Raw genomic sequence first — 15,434 nt, forward strand, 5'->3', positions numbered from 1 at the left:
GAGGCTTTATCGAGAAATTCCTTTTTCCAATTTCGCAAAAGATTTGGCTGTATGCTATTTTCGGTAGCTATCGAGTTGAGATCTTTCTCGCCCTTTAGCAGTTCAAGAACAAGATCCGATTTTAATTTTGCTGTAAAATTTCTTCTTTTTCGAGACATAAATGAACCTTCTTTCGAGTGTTATCTACAGTATATCAGGTTCATTATAAACGTGTTCAAAAAATGTCTTAATTTATGAGACCATTATACCTGGGAGGCGGCCCGGTTCTTTGACACCGCGACGGGATGCAATCTGCAGGTCCATAAAAAGGGGGAAATGTAATATGGCAATACTTGAAGTCAGCGATCTCGTGTTTCCTGCATTCAACAAGGCGGCAATGGAAAAGCTGCCGGAGGAATATGGCATCGAAATTTTTTATGAATTTGGCAGCAACAGCTACTGGAATGCCGTGCTGCGGCGCATGGGGGCGTCCAAGCGGCCGTTGTCCTTGCACACGGGCCGTGTGTTACCGTCAATCTGGCGGAGATGAAGGATACGGCATATTTGAAACGCTATAAAAAAACGTTTGCCTATGCGAAAAAAGCCGGGGCCAGTCATGTCGTTGTTCATACGAATGAAGGCTGGCACGGCGATGCCGCCGTTTGCCGTCAGCTTGTGATACGGCGGCTGCATAAAATTGAAAGACTGGCAGAGGATATTGATGGAGCGCAGATGGTAATCGAAAACGTAGGGCTGAAGCAAAATAATCTCTTTGATGAAGAGGCATACATCGCCTTGTTTAATGAGTTTCAAACGGCCGGAGCGATTATTGACGTGGGTCATGCTCATGTCAACGGGTGGAATATCTGCCGTGTTATTGAAGCACTCAATGGACGCATCAAAGCCTTTCATCTGCAGGATAACGGCGGTGAAGCGGATGAACATCTGCCTCTGTTTGCCGGTACCGTTGATTGGCCGGCGATTATAGCCGCTGTCAAGCAATACGCGCCGCAGGCGACGTTGGTTTTTGAATATGCTAACGGCAATTATGAAAAGGCGGATGATCTGGTGCGGGATCTGGATATTGTCAGGGAACGACTGGGAATATAATTCATTAAAATAATAAAATATAGTGACCTGTCTGGCCGATATGCCAAGCACCCTTGCTGTACGATTTTGTACAGCAAGGGTGCTTTTCTCTGGTCGAGACGGTCAGGGGGTCAGTTTCTTTGTAGGGGGATGCATGACGATAAGGAGAATGCCGCCTAGAATAAGGAGCATACCAAGGGCCGTACTCCCACGCAGCGCCTCTCCCAGAAATAAAACACCGCAGATGACGCCGACAACGGGAACTCCCAATACGGCAATAGAAGCCTTGCCGGCCTCCATACGGGTCAGAATAAAGTTCCACAGGAAAAAGGCAAGGGCTGAGGCGAGAATGCCGTTATAGGCGAGACAGCTTATAGATAGCCAGGTCCAGTGGGAACTGCCCTGGTCAAAGATAGTAGTATATATCAGCAGGGTCAGGGCGCCAACGGTCATTTGCCATGTTGTGTATTGGATCATAGTGCAGTCCTTTGCCTTCATTGTACGGTCCTGATATTTGATGATCACGCTGGCAACTGCCCAGGCGACGGCACCGCCGATAGTGAAGAAAATGCCGCTCATACTGCCCAGCGTGTCAATATTCATCAGAATACACATGCCCGCCATGCTGAGGATGATACCGGCGGCCTTGCGTCTGGTCAGCGTTTCGTGAAGGAAGAAGTGAGCGAGAATCGCTACCCACACGGGCATACTGTAGTTCAAAACAGCAACCAGCCCGGCATCGAGGGTTTGCATGCCGATCTGGACGGCAGCGTTGTTAAGGGCGATCTGCAATATGCCCGTAATAATGATCCATTTCCAGTACCGCTTTGGCGGCAGGGGCAGGCGAAGCCAGATGTTGATGAGAAGCAGGACCGCGGCTCCGGATATAAAACGGTAGCAGGCAAAGGTGACGGGTGGAAAGAATAGTGAGGCTTCCTTCATAACGACCCAGTTGAATCCCCAGACGGCGTATAGCATGAGCAGTGCTTTTATCATAATGGGAGAAGCTCCTTTCAGGAATACAATTAATATCATTATAAAAGACTTGTGCATAAATGAAAAGGAGGAACCATGAATTTGGAGATATGCAATACAAGTTTTGTGCTATAATAAAGATGTTGTTTTATAGTTATTGGGAGGAAGAGGTGCTGTGGTATGAAGTGTGTAGTGCTGCTCAGCGGCGGCGTGGACTCGACGACGTGTCTGGCCATAGGGCTGACAAAATATAAAAAAGAAGAAGTGCTGGCCCTGACGGCGTATTATGGACAAAAGCATGTCAAGGAATTGGAAGCGGCCCGGCAGGTAGCGGCGTATTATGGCGTGCAGCATCAGGAGGTCAATTTATCACAGGCGTTTTCGCTGAGCGATTGTCCGCTGCTGCAGGGAAGCAGTCAGGAGATTACTCACGAATCGTATGCCAGACAGCTCGAAAAGATTGGCGGAGAAGGGACGCTCAGTACGTATGTACCTTTTCGCAACGGGTTATTTCTATCCTATGCGGCGGCGGTGGCGATCAGTGTGCAGGCGGAAGTGATTTATTATGGAGCGCATGCTGACGATGCTGCCGGACGGGCCTACCCGGATTGCACACCGGAATTTGAGGAGGCTATGAATCGGGCCGTTTATGAAGGTTCCGGCCGTCTGTGCCATTTAGAGGCGCCGCTTCTGCACTGGAATAAAGCAGGCGTTGTCAAGGAAGGCTTGCGCCTTCATGCTCCTTATGAGCTGACTTGGAGCTGTTATGAAGGAAATGAAAAACCCTGCGGGACCTGCGGAACCTGTATCGACAGAGCCAGGGCCTTTGCTGCCAACGGCGTGAAGGATCCCGCATTATAGGGGAAAGAGCTGGACGAAGGAGAGGATGGCACGTGAAAAGAGAAGTGAAAATATGGGTGACAGCGATGGTTGCCACTGTTGTTTTTTTTGCTGGCAGTACCTTGCCGGTGGTGCAGGCTGCCGGGTCTGTTTCAGAAAAGGATAATTTTTATCGGTCTGTCAATGAAAAAACACTGGAAACCAAGCAGATTCAACCAACAGAACCGGCTTGGTCCTGGTTTACGGAGCAATCACTGAACAATACGAAAATGCTGAAGAAGGAACTGAAAACGATTGCTGCTAAACAGGGTACCTATGCCAAGGGCACGCCGGAACAGAAAATTGCTGATTTGTACCAATGCGCGCTGGATACGGAACGACGGAATGCTGTTGCCGGAGAACATATCCATCAGGTATTGGCACCTATTCAGGCGGCCGCAACGATACAGGAGCTGACCCAGTCCCTCTGCGATACGAAGAAAAATTATGGAACCGGAGCATTTGTGGATTATACGGCAGACCGTATGCCAAATAGTCTGCGATATGCTGCCCGTATTGTGCCTGCCGGTACGCTGCTGAGTAAATATGAGTTGGAAAAGGAACCCAGCCCCGGAGCCTGGCAGGACTATAAAGCATATATTGCCGGTGTATTGATGGAAGCCGGACAGACAAAGGCAGAGGCGGATACGGGGGCGGCAGCTATTTTAGCTATGGAGCAGCGGTGGGCTCCGTATATGCTGACCAGCGAAGAGAAAAATGACGTAGCCGTTGTGAACCGTCTTTATTCCCGCAAGGAAATAGAAAGTATGATGCCTCATATGAACGGTAAAAAAATACTGAATTCATGGGGCATTGGCGGAGAAAAGAAAGTGTTTCTTGCCGATGCGGACTATCTTCGTCATATAGATATGGAGTATACTGATGCCAATATCAAGGTTCTCAAAAATTATGCCGTGTTTCGCATTATGAACGGGTATGCACCCTATGCCGGCATAAAGCTGCGTGATATGCAGCGCCAGTATATTCAAAAACGCTTTGGAATTCAGAAAAGCCGCAGCGATGGAGAAACGGCAAACCGGATGGTACAGGGACTGCTGCCGTATGAATTTGGTCAGATTTATATGAAGGATAACTGTACGCCAGCTATGGTAAAGGATATTCAGACTATGATTGGTCAGATACGCGCGATCTATCGCAGCCGGCTGGAAAAAAATGATTGGCTCAGTCCCCGCACAAAGGCTGGTGCTATAGACAAGCTGGATTCGCTGCGCGTTTTTGTAGGCGGCCCAGCCACCGGTGATAAGCCTGTTATCGAGTCTATGCCCGATGTGATTCCTGAATCGGCAGGTGGCGATTTGCTTGGTAATATTATTCATAATGCCGTGCTGACGCAACGGCAGCTGCATGAATTGCTGGGAACTGATTTTGATCTGAATAAGTGGTATGCGTTTCAGCCGCAAGATGTCAATGCCGCTTATATACCGGAAAATAACAGCATTACCATTCCAGCGGGTATTCTCAAGCCGCCCTTTTACAGTCCCGATGCGACCTTGGGAATGAATCTGGGAGGCATAGGCGTTATTATAGGACATGAAATTTCACATGCTTTCGATCCGAATGGCAGCCGGTATGATAAAGAAGGCAATATGAAGAATTGGTGGACGAAAAAGGATTACACGGCATTTCAGCAAAAGGCGGCCCAATTTGGTCCGTACTACAGTAAATATGCTGTCGGCAGCGGACTTTATGAGAACGGGGCGCTGGTGACGAATGAAGCAATAGCTGATTGCGGCGGATTGTCTGTTGTTACGGAAATCGCTGCCGGGAGGGAAAGCGTACTAAGGGATATGTACCGAAACTTTGCCGCTATTTTTGCCGAAAAAATGACAGACCAGCTGTTGCTGCAGCTGGTGCAGAATGATCCGCACCCCATTGGGGAGGCTCGTGTCAATGGCGCTCTTTCAGCGACAGATGGTTTTTATTCCGCCTATGATATTCGGCAGGGCGACGGCATGTATATTCTTCCTAAAGATAGAGTAAAACTTTGGTGATTTGCGTTGATTTTGAGTGTTTAATGAGATTTGTACACGGTATCCCTCTTGCATTATGGAGAGGGATACGGTACAATCACAAGAGGCGATAGAGTTGTGTTTCTCTGTTGTTTTAGAAATACGTTTAAAACGTATCTAACTGGGACGAAAAATGTACCGGCTGGAACACAAACGCTACAGATTGCGATGCTTATAGAAGGGGGCAGAAAATGAATAAATATGTTGCGCTTATTGCACATGATGCCAAGAAGGACGCCATGGTACAATTGTCAGGACAGTTCAAAGAAGTATTGAGCCGTTTTCCTTTGGTCGGAACAGGCGAGACAGGAAAACGTATTGAAGACGAAACTGGTCTTACGGTCAAACAGATGCAACCCGGTCCATTGGGTGGTGACCAGCAGATCGGCGGCATGATTGCTTCTGATGAAATCCTTGCTGTTGTTTTCTTGAGGGATCCTTTGACGGCACAGCCCCATGAACCGGATGTATCGGCATTTCTTCGCTTGTGCGACGTACATGCTGTTCCTGTAGCTACCAATGTGACCAGCGCCCGTATTTTATTGGATTCGCTGCAGGATCATATGGAATTATTTGTTAAATAAATATCATTACGCAAAGGAGATTGTCTCATGTTGAAAAAAACGAAGATTGTCTGCACGCTTGGACCGAGCTCGAATACTCCGGAAATTATTGAAAAGATGATAAAGGCTGGCATGAACGTAGCCCGCTTTAATTTTTCTCATGGCACGCATGAGGAACATAAAAAAAGGATTGAAATGGTCCGGGCCGCATCTCAGAAATTAAACGTTCCGGTAGCGCTTATGCTGGATACAAAGGGGCCGGAGATACGCTTGGGCATGTTTAAAAATGGTTCTATTGAGATGGAAGCGGGCAATACGTTTACGCTTACGGCGCGTGATGTCGAAGGAGACGAAACTATTTCTACTGTGAGCTATAAGGAATTGCCTCAGGATGTCAAGACCGGTGATCATATTCTTCTTTCTGACGGATTAGTCAATTTGGAAGTTCTCGATGTAGATGGCGCGGATATTCATACCCGCATCATTAACAGCGGCAAAATGAGTGACCGCAAGCGCGTGGCCGTACCTGGCATTACGATCAATCTGCCTCCTGTATCTGAAACAGATGCGGCAGATATTGAATTTGGCATTCGCATGAATATGGATTGGATTGCCGCTTCCTTTATTCAGCGCGGCAGAGATGTTGTGACCATACGTAAAATTTTGGAAAAGCATGATAATCATATGCAGATCATTTCCAAGATCGAATGTCAGGCAGCTGTACAAAATATTGATGAAATCATTAAAATGAGCGATGGTATTATGGTAGCCCGCGGTGATCTCGGCGTGGAAGTTCCGGCTGAAGAGGTGCCTACACTGCAAAAAATGCTTATTCATAAATGTCAGGCAGCAGGCAAACCGGTTATTACGGCGACGCAGATGCTGGAATCCATGTGCAGTAATCCACGTCCGACTCGTGCGGAAACAGGAGATGTGGCTAATGCCATTCTTGACGGTACAGACGCGGTTATGCTCAGCGGTGAAACCGCCGGCGGCTCCTATCCGGTAGAGGCGGTTCAGACAATGGCCCGCGTAGCGACCTTTACGGAAAGCAAATTTACGCCGGATGCGCATCAAAACGAACATGCTGAATCGGCTACAACGACAGAGTCTATAGGTAAGGCTACAGTGAAAATTGCTGAAGATCTCCATGCGGCGGCTATTATCGCATCAACAGAGCGAGGCGGTACGGCACAGATGATTTCCAAATTCCGTCCGGAATGCCCTGTCGTGGCAGTATCACCGCATGAAAATATTGTGCGCCGACTGCAAATGAATTGGGGTGTTCAGGCTATTGTAGGCAAAGAGGCCAGTGATACGGACGAAGTTGTGGATACGGCTATTTTTGCCGCTCTCGACAATGATCTTATCAAGGCCGGTGATCTCGTCGTTCTTACGGCAGGGGTGCCGGTTGCCAAGGCTGGTTCTACCAATATGATCCGGGTGCAGGTTGTAGGAGATGTATTACTCCGGGGTACTGGCATCGGACGGAATTCAGCTATTGGTCCGGTGTGTGTGGCAACGGATACGGCATCGCTGAAGAAGAATTTTAAGGATGGCTGTATTCTTGTTGTCCGTGCGGCTGCTGCTGAATGGGTGGATTATATGAAACGGGCCAGCGCTATTGTATCGGAAGAAGCGGGTCTTACAAGCGAATCGGCTATCGTCGCCATTACACTGGGAATACCTACGGTCGTTGGTACGGAACATGCTGTTGATACGCTGGAAAATGGCGAGATTGTCACTGTAGACAGCAGCCGCGGTACTATTTTCCGCGGCGCTGCGAATGCAAGATAGAGATTGATGCTTTAAAGGATACCGGTTTGAAAACAGCATACTGATCAGATAAGCAGTGTCTGATCAGTATGCTGTTTTATATAAAAAATAAAAAATACTTACAAAAATACTTATATATTTTATAAAATAATAAAAATATAATGAAAAATATGGTTGACTTTTAAAAATAAATAACATATCCTTGTAACAAGCAATGACGCTGCAATGCGCCGTTGCTTGTTTTTATATGGAGGGGAGGGCGAGGATATGGGGGTATGGAATTGGTTTGGCAGGAAAAAAACGCTTGTTTTGGGGATTGCTGTGCTGTTGGGGGCTGTCATGCTCAGCGGCTGCGGCAGCGGTACGGAAAGCAAGGCAAGAGATACCTTGACTATTGGTTTGACGAATGCGCCGGATTCATTAAATCCTTTGTTCAATCCGGGAACAGCAGGGCAATTTACGCTTCGTTTTATGTATGACACCTTATTGGGAATGCCGGAGCCTAATAAATTTGAGCCGCAGCTGGCAGACAGCTTTGAAAGTCAGGATAGCCAGAACTTTACCGTAAAACTGAATCCCAAGGCCAAGTGGACAGACGGGCAGCCGGTAACTGCTGATGATGTTGTCTTTACGTTGAATACGATTGCGAATCCAGCGGTGGAAACGACAAAAAGCAGTTTCATTAATATGCTTGAAGGATTAAATGATATGGGAAAGTTGGAACATGGCAGTACTATTTCTGGAGTCAGTGTAGTCGATGAACATACAGTGATTCTCAAAACCAAACGGCCTGTAGATCCTAATTATATTAAATGCATGCTTGGCTTTGAGGTGTACATTATTCCCAAGCATGTGTTTGAAACGATACATCCAGCTGATATTTCTAATTCTGATGCCGTTACCAAGCCGACAGTTACAAGCGGACCGTTTAAATTTGTGAATTATAAAACAAATGATCATGTGGAATTGGCGGCTAATATGGATTATTATAGAGGCGAGCCTAAGTTGAAAAAAATTTTTCTGCGCATTATGAACGGTACGAATCTGGTTACGGAATTGAAGTCGGGCAATGTGCAGATGGCGGCGGCTGACGGTATAGGAATTGTACCAATTAAAGATTTGGATGTGTTGAAAAAGGATAGCAGGCTGTTGATCAAGACCACGCCACAGTTTGGCGGGCAGTACTTGGAATTTAATAATGCCAATCCAGAATTTAATGTTCACTTCCGGCGTGCCGTTACTATGGCGATCAATAGAAAAAGGCTGGTGGATGATTTGTATAAGGGGACGGCGAAAATCGTTCCTACCGTATATACGACAGGAAGCTCATATTATGATAAGAGTGTGGAACCGTTGCCGTATGATTTAGAAAGTGCTAAAAGGGAATTGGCACAATCTGGATTTGATACCTCAAAAGAACTTACTTTGCAGGTGCCGATTGGCAATGTTCTCCGGGAGCAGTCGGCAGATTTGATTCAGCAGGATTTACAAGCTCTTGGCATTCAGGTCAAGCAGCAGAAACTTGATTTTCCGTCGGTGCTGGCTAATGCCCGGAAGGGGGATTATGAATTGCTGCTGATGGGCTATTCGCTGCGTGTTGATCCAGATTATAGTATGTATTTTGTTCCCGGCGGCGGCAGTAATTTCCCGCACGTGGATGACCCCAAGCTGACGGATATGCTGAATCAGGCCAAGCTGATGATATCCCCTGATGAACGGAAAACAGCTTATAGTGAAATTCAGCGGTATATGAGAGATAACCAATTTATTACATCCTTGTATGAGCAGGATCAGATTATTGCTCAAGATAAAAAACTCAAAGGAGGAATCAAAGAATTTTGGGAAGGGTCACTTCATGATCTCCATGAATGGCATTTTGAGTAGGCACGACGGACTCATGACAAAAACAATTCCGGCAGGAAAAGATAGTTCCTGCCGGAATTGTTTTTTGTTTTACTGTATGCTTTTATACCGCTATTCGTGGAATATGAACTCCGTCAGCTGCTGCATTCCGGGTACGAGAGAATCCAGTTCCAGTGTTTCCTGTACGGTATGGGCGCCCTTGCCGCGGCAAATACCAAAGGACATAGCGGGAATACCTTGACTTAGCGCGATGTTGGCATCGGTGCTGGAAGCTATAAATACTGTATCCTGTCCGTGTTTGCGGCGAATATCGAGAATGCGGTCATAGATTTCGGCCTTCATGACGCTGCTGCAGGGGCGTTCTCCGAGAAGTGTCGCTGTGATTTTGATTGTATCGGTCTGTGCACGCTGTATAATTGCACTGCATGCTGTATCCAGCTGGAGGAGCGCTTCTTTGGATTCGGAGCGAAGGTCGATGGTGAATTCTGCATATGCGGCAATGGAATTGACTGTTGTGCCGCCGCTGATTGTACCGATGTTATAGGTCGTTTTGGGATAAGAAGGAACTTTCAGTGCGTATAGCTCATTGATCATAGCAGCGGCGACGGCAATGGCGTTGGCATTGCCGAAGTGCATCCAGCTGTGGCCGCCTTCGGCTTCAACAGCGACTTTATACCGGCGGGAGCCGACTGCTACATTGACGATAGCATCAGATTTGCCGTCTACGGCGATAACAGAAGCCACTTTATTTTTCCAGGTTTCCATGATGTGACGCATACCTTTAAGATTGCCTAAGCCCTCTTCGCCTACATTGAAGGCAAACAGAATACCTGCCGGAGCGGCTATATGGAGCTCAAAAATCATGCCGATAAGAAATAAGAGACCAGCGGTGCAGGAACTGTTGTCACCACACGACGGAGCGGCGAGAATATTGCCTGTAATAGTAGGGGTAATCGTATCAACCTGATTGAAAACCGTGTCAATATAAGCGTTGTAAATCAGTACGGGCCGGGAGGCATCCACGTGCCATGGGAACAGAACGTTACCGGCCCGGTCAATGTAGGCTTCAGCTGCGCCGAGATTGTGTAAATATTGGAGTATCCATTCGGCCTTTTTCTGTTCTTGGCCCGTAGGAGAAGGAATGGAGGAAATCGTGCAGATCAAATCTACAAGCCTGTCCTGGTGCCTCTCGATATAAGAAAATGTTTCTTTTTTGAGTGCTTCGTTCATGTATACCATCTCCTGTTTCTTTTATGATAGGGCAGCCGAATCAGTCGTGGAAAAACATAAATTCAGCCATTTGCAGAATGCCGGGCATCAAGGTGTCTAATTCCAGCGTTTCGTGTACCGTGTGCTCTCCATGACTGCGGCAAAAGCCAAAGGATATAGCCGGAATACCTTGACTTAAGGGAATATTGGCATCCGTGCTGGCTGAAACAAATACCGTTTCCAAATTCTTGCGGCGGCGTATGCTTGCAATGCGGTCATATATTTCGGCGTTTAGTACGCCGTTGCTGCAGGGACGTTCCCCGAGTATCGTATGTGTTATTTTTATTTTAGGAGTCTGGGCTTGTGCCAGTATTGCTTTAAAGGCGGTGTCGAGCTGTTCCAGTTCAGTCATGGATTCTGAACGAAGGTCGACAGTGAATTCCGCATGGGCCGCAATAGAATTGACTGTCGTACCGCCGCTGATCGTGCCGATATTATACGTTGTTTTCGGCTGGGCGGGTACTGTCAGAGCATAGAGCTGACTAATTATGGAAGCGGCGATGGCAATGGCATTGTCGTTGCCGAAATGCATCCAGCTGTGGCCGCCTTCCGCTTCAACGGATACGGCGTATCGCCGGGAGCCGACGGCAACATTGACAAAAGTGTCAAAGGTGCAATCCACCGCGATGACTTCGGATATACGGTTCTGCCATTTTGTCATGATGTGGCGCATGCCTTTGAGGTTACCCAAACCCTCCTCGCCTACATTGAAGGCAAACAAAATGCCTGTAGGCAGCACAATGGAGAGCTCGCGCATCATGCGGATAAAGAACAGAAGACCGGCTACGCTGGAACTGTTGTCGCCGCACGACGGAGCGGCAAGAATATTGCCTGTAATAGCAGGAGTAATCGTATCAAGCTGGTTAAATACGGTATCAATATGGGCATTATACAATGGGACTGGGCGGGACGCATCTATATGCCAGGGAAATAAAACGTTGCCGGCCTCGTCTATATAGGCTTCATGGGCCCCGAGATCATGGAGGTATTGCAAGATCCATTTAGCCTTCTCCTGCTCCCTGCCAGTAGGGGATGGAATCGACGCGATAGTGCAGATTAACTGAATCAGATCATCTTTATGGTTTTCGGCGTAACATATTATTTCTTTTTTGATATTTTTATTCATACGGCATCATCTCCTGAAATTTTAATAATCGAACCTATTTATTATACAATAAATTTTTGATAAACGTTTGACTTTTCTAAAAAATTAATGTATTATTGTGACATGCAATGGGGCATATCATAAGCCCTATTGCATTTTTTTATTTAGATAAATAATACATAAACTGCTGAAAGGGGTGTGATGAGAACGTTTTAGGGGTTATTTTGAGGGGGGAGAACATATTATGGGAACATATATATTAAAAAGACTGGCAATTTCAATACCGGTTCTTTTCTTCATATCCGTTGGGGCTTTTGTGTTGGTACACCTGACACCGGGAGATCCCGCTGATATGTATATTACACCGGATATGACGCAGGCGCAAATTGAATTGACCAGGGCATCCTTGGGATTGGATAGGCCTTTATTTATTCAGTATTTTGACTGGATCAGCAACTTCCTGACCGGAAATTTGGGGTTTTCCTTTGGGAACAGGCAGCCGGTTCTGGATATTATTGGACAACGTCTCAGTCCTACGCTGCTGCTTATGAGCTTGAGCCTGTTAGTAGCGTATCTTACCGCAATTCCGCTGGGGATTATTGCAGCGCTGCGTAAGGACACGCTGACAGACCGCTTTATTATTGGCTGGACATTTTTAAATGTGTCTTTTCCGCCTTTCTTTCTGGGGCTGGCACTGATTTATATTTTTGCTGTCAAGCTGGACATTCTTCCTACAGGGGGGATGAGTGTACTGGGAGCGGAGAATGGTGCCGAAGACTTGATCATGCACCTTATCCTGCCGGTCATTGTCATGGCATCGCAATTTTCAGCTAACATGATCCGGTATGTACGGGCCAGCGTTATTGATGTGATGCATCAGAATTATATCCGCACCGCTTTGGCGAAGGGGCTGAACCGGCGGCAGATATTATGGCACCATGTACTGCGTAACTCCTTGATTCCTATTGTCACGGTCATCGGGACTGACCTGCCGAAGATCATTGGCGGAGCCGTTATTACAGAACAGATTTTTCAATGGCCCGGTATTGGGTCGCTGACGGTTGCGGCTATTAATTCCAGGGATTATCCGATCCTGATGGCTATTGTTATTTTATCGGCAGTGGCTGTATTGATAGCTAATTTTGTCATCGATATTCTGTATGCCCTTATCGATCCCAGAATCAAGTATGGAAAATAGGAAGGGGGGAGGAGTTATATGGATCCGAAAAAATTTGTGTTAATTCATCATGATGGAACGTTAAGCTCATCAGGCCTTTCGGCTGTGACGGGAATTGCGGCAGACAAAGAAGTGGACTCTGCCGATTCATGGGGGAAAATTACGTGGCGCCGTTTTTGCCAAAACAAAGCTGCTGTATATAGTTTGGTAATTTTTTTGATTATTATCTGTATTGCCATTTTGGCACCGGTGATTTCACCATTTGATCCGGCGCAGAGCGTCGGCGCTTTTGATGAAGCACCGTCGGCAGGTCATCTGCTGGGGACTGATGATGTCGGGCGGGATGTGCTGAGCCGTCTTATTTACGGATCGCAGGTATCGCTTATTGTAGGCGTTGGCTCCGTGGTTATCTATGCGGTGGTCGGTATTACGCTGGGATTGCTTTCCGGGTATTTTGGCGGTGCTATTGATAGCTTGATTATGCGGATTACAGAAGTATTTATGTCCTATCCGCAGTTTATGATTATTTTGGTCATTGTCAGTCTTATCGGGCCGAATATGATGACCGTTATGCTGGTCATGGGCTTTATGGGCTGGCCGCCCATCTGCCGCCTGGTTCGCGGCGAGGTACTGCGAGTCAAATCACTGGATTATGTGGCGGCAGCTGTTGTTACAGGCTATTCACCATTGTCGATTGTGTTTAAGCATATATTGCCGAATGTGTTGTCGCCGATTTTGGTTAACTGCACGTTTGGTATTGCCCAGGCTATCCTCATCGAAGCATCATTAAGCTTTTTGGGTATGGGGGTGCAGCCGCCGGCTTCCAGCTGGGGCAATATGCTGACCAGCGCTCAGTCTATTATGATTTTGTCAGAAGAACCGTGGAGATGGATTCCACCTGGCGTGGCTATTTTAGTTGCCGTGCTTACGATCAATTTCCTGGGTGACGGATTAAATGAAGCAATAAATGGTGATTCTAAATAAAGACTGGTTTCGGTATTTATGTAACGCATGTATAGTATAGAGTTAATTAGTGAGAGAGGGGAATGAATATGCGAGTATTTAGTTGGTTTCGCAAAAGAAAAAATCTCGTTTTAGGGATATCCCTGCTGCTGGGCATCACGATGCTGAGCGGCTGCGGCAGCAGTTCTGGAGGCGGCGGAGGAGGCGCTAAAGAGAATCTGACCATAGGCATGACGAATGCACCGGATTCTTTTAATCCGCTGTTTAATCCGGGAATTGCCGGTCAGTTTACGATTCGTTTTATGTATGACACATTACTGGGAATGCCTGAGCCGAATAAGTTTACACCGCAGCTGGCGGAAAGCTTTGAAACGCAGGACAAGCAGAATTTTACGATCAAGCTGAACCCCAAAGCGAAATGGACGGATGGCAAGCCTGTAACGGCAGACGACGTGGTCTTTACGTTGAACACGATTGCCAATCCTAAAGTAGAATCGACGAAGGGCAGTTATATCAGCATGCTCGAAGGTGTCAATGATGTAGGCAAGCTGGAAAGCGGCGATAAAATTCCGGGTTTGGAAGCTAAAGACGAACATACCGTAGTCCTCAAGACTAAACGGCCTGTTGATCCGAATTATATCAAGAGCATGCTGGGCTTTGAAGTATATATTATTCCGAAGCATGTTTTTGAAAAAATTCAGCCGGCTGATATTGCCACTTCCGATGCGGCAACAAAACCGACAGTTACAAGCGGCGCTTTCAAATTTGTTAATTACAAGACGAACGATCATGTGGAATTGGCGGCTAATGCCGATTACTATAAGGGCGCACCGAAGCTCAAAAAAATCTTTATCCGTGTCATGAACGGTACCAACCTGGTAACCGAATTGAAATCGGGCAATGTACAGCTTGCGGCTTCCGGCGGTATTGGCGTTATTCCTGTCAAGGATTTGGATGTTCTGAAAAACGACAGCAAGCTTACGATCACAACGGCACCGTCCTTGAATACGCAGTATCTTGAAATAAACAATAGCAATCCGGCCTTCAATGTTCAGTTCCGCCGTGCGGTTACGATGGCTATCAATAGAAAGAAACTTGTTGATGATTTGTATAAGGGAACGGCGCAGCTGGTGCCTACTGTATATACAAAGGTCAGCCCCGTGTATGATGCAAGCGTGGAACTGCTTCCGAATGATTTGGAAAAGGCAAAGCAGGAATTAGCGGCATCTGGTTTTGACACATCAAAAGAGATCGTACTTCAGGTTCCGATTGGCAATGTACTGCGCGAACAATCTGCGGACTTGATTCAGCAGGATCTGCAGGCGCTTGGCTTGAAAGTTAAGCAGCAGAAGCTGGATTTCCCGACTACCTTGGCCAATGCTAAGAAGGGTGATTATGAAATGATGCTTCTGGGATATGCTTTGACGGCAGATCCGGATTATAGTTCGTACTTCGTTCCTGGCGGCGGCAATAACTTTGCGCACGTAAATGATCCTAAATTGACTGAAATGATGGTTAATGCGGCACTTCTGACATCGGCAGACGAACGGAAGGCGGCATACAGCGAAATTCAGAAATATATGAGAGACAATCAGTTTATTGTTTCCTTGTATGAACAGGATCAGATTATGGCTCAAAGCAAAAATCTTAAGGGTGGTATTAAAGATTTCTGGGAAGGTTCATTGGATGACCTGTATCAATGGCATTTTGAATAATCCTGTATAACAAGGATGGTCACACCACAGCAGACACTGACTGCTGTGGTG

The 15,434-nt window shown here is 46.8% G+C and carries 14 protein-coding genes; 10 read left to right on the forward strand and 4 right to left on the reverse strand.

The genetic code is table 11. The features are described 5' to 3' along the window. The coding region (locus AB840_RS18265; RefSeq protein WP_048514193.1) for a transposase at positions 1–158 on the reverse strand (158 nt) is incomplete at its 3' end. Between the two features lie 164 nt (positions 159–322). On the opposite strand from AB840_RS18265, the gene AB840_RS07380 reads away from it, so the two are divergent. Both AB840_RS07380 and AB840_RS07385 read left to right on the forward strand, forming a co-directional pair. Continuing rightward, positions 323–529, forward strand: a complete 207-nt coding sequence (locus AB840_RS07380; RefSeq protein WP_048514194.1) for a hypothetical protein — start codon at positions 323–325, stop codon at positions 527–529. Further along, positions 526–1,089, forward strand: coding sequence for a sugar phosphate isomerase/epimerase family protein (locus AB840_RS07385; RefSeq protein WP_048514195.1), 564 nt, complete (start codon positions 526–528; stop codon positions 1,087–1,089). The genes AB840_RS07380 and AB840_RS07385 overlap by 4 nt, the downstream gene beginning before the upstream one ends. Before the next feature lie 102 nt (positions 1,090–1,191). Here AB840_RS07385 and AB840_RS07390 read toward each other — a convergent pair whose 3' ends face one another. After that, complete coding sequence (locus tag AB840_RS07390) at positions 1,192–2,064, reverse strand: DMT family transporter (RefSeq protein WP_048514196.1); 873 nt, start codon at positions 2,062–2,064, stop codon at positions 1,192–1,194. Between the two features lie 159 nt (positions 2,065–2,223). On the opposite strand from AB840_RS07390, the gene queC reads away from it, so the two are divergent. The 5 genes from queC (at position 2,224) to AB840_RS07415 (ending at position 9,175) form a co-directional block, all read left to right on the forward strand. Beyond that, complete coding sequence (queC, locus tag AB840_RS07395; RefSeq protein ID WP_048514197.1) at positions 2,224–2,904, forward strand: 7-cyano-7-deazaguanine synthase QueC; 681 nt, start codon at positions 2,224–2,226, stop codon at positions 2,902–2,904. Positions 2,905–2,936: 32 nt separating this feature from the next. Continuing rightward, entirely contained in the window at positions 2,937–4,934 is a 1,998-nt protein-coding gene (locus AB840_RS07400; protein ID WP_048514198.1) for a M13 family metallopeptidase, read from the forward strand. Between the two features lie 209 nt (positions 4,935–5,143). Next, positions 5,144–5,536 carry a methylglyoxal synthase gene (gene mgsA / locus AB840_RS07405; RefSeq protein WP_048514199.1) on the forward strand — a complete coding sequence of 131 codons (393 nt, stop codon included), beginning with the start codon at positions 5,144–5,146 and terminating at the stop codon, positions 5,534–5,536. Positions 5,537–5,563: 27 nt separating this feature from the next. After that, positions 5,564–7,312 (forward strand): pyruvate kinase, encoded by a 1,749-nt coding sequence (gene pyk, locus AB840_RS07410; RefSeq protein WP_048514200.1) that lies wholly within the window; start codon positions 5,564–5,566, stop codon positions 7,310–7,312. Between the two features lie 246 nt (positions 7,313–7,558). Beyond that, positions 7,559–9,175: an ABC transporter substrate-binding protein gene (locus AB840_RS07415; protein WP_048514201.1), complete on the forward strand. Its 1,617-nt coding sequence runs from the start codon at positions 7,559–7,561 to the stop codon at positions 9,173–9,175. Between the two features lie 90 nt (positions 9,176–9,265). Here the strand turns inward: AB840_RS07415 and AB840_RS07420 are convergent, their stop codons facing one another. Both AB840_RS07420 and AB840_RS07425 read right to left on the reverse strand, forming a co-directional pair. Next, entirely contained in the window at positions 9,266–10,384 is a 1,119-nt protein-coding gene (locus tag AB840_RS07420) for a M20/M25/M40 family metallo-hydrolase (protein ID WP_048514202.1), read from the reverse strand. A 40-nt stretch (positions 10,385–10,424) separates the two neighbouring features. Continuing rightward, the gene (locus AB840_RS07425; RefSeq protein ID WP_048514203.1) at positions 10,425–11,549 is read right to left on the reverse strand and encodes a M20/M25/M40 family metallo-hydrolase; all 1,125 of its coding nucleotides are present in this window, start codon (positions 11,547–11,549) and stop codon (positions 10,425–10,427) included. A 223-nt stretch (positions 11,550–11,772) separates the two neighbouring features. Here AB840_RS07425 and AB840_RS07430 point away from each other — a divergent pair, with 223 nt between their 5' ends. The 3 genes from AB840_RS07430 to AB840_RS07440 all read left to right on the forward strand — a co-directional run bounded on the left by AB840_RS07430 (position 11,773) and on the right by AB840_RS07440 (position 15,383). After that, positions 11,773–12,726 carry an ABC transporter permease gene (locus AB840_RS07430; RefSeq protein ID WP_048514204.1) on the forward strand — a complete coding sequence of 318 codons (954 nt, stop codon included), beginning with the start codon at positions 11,773–11,775 and terminating at the stop codon, positions 12,724–12,726. An 18-nt stretch (positions 12,727–12,744) separates the two neighbouring features. After that, positions 12,745–13,689: an ABC transporter permease gene (locus AB840_RS07435; RefSeq protein WP_053078147.1), complete on the forward strand. Its 945-nt coding sequence runs from the start codon at positions 12,745–12,747 to the stop codon at positions 13,687–13,689. A gap of 68 nt (positions 13,690–13,757) precedes the next feature. Continuing rightward, complete coding sequence (locus AB840_RS07440; protein ID WP_048514205.1) at positions 13,758–15,383, forward strand: ABC transporter substrate-binding protein; 1,626 nt, start codon at positions 13,758–13,760, stop codon at positions 15,381–15,383. Positions 15,384–15,434 lie beyond the last annotated feature (51 nt).

This window comes from Megasphaera cerevisiae DSM 20462, from assembly GCF_001045675.1.
In the GTDB taxonomy this organism is placed as follows: domain Bacteria; phylum Bacillota; class Negativicutes; order Veillonellales; family Megasphaeraceae; genus Megasphaera; species Megasphaera cerevisiae.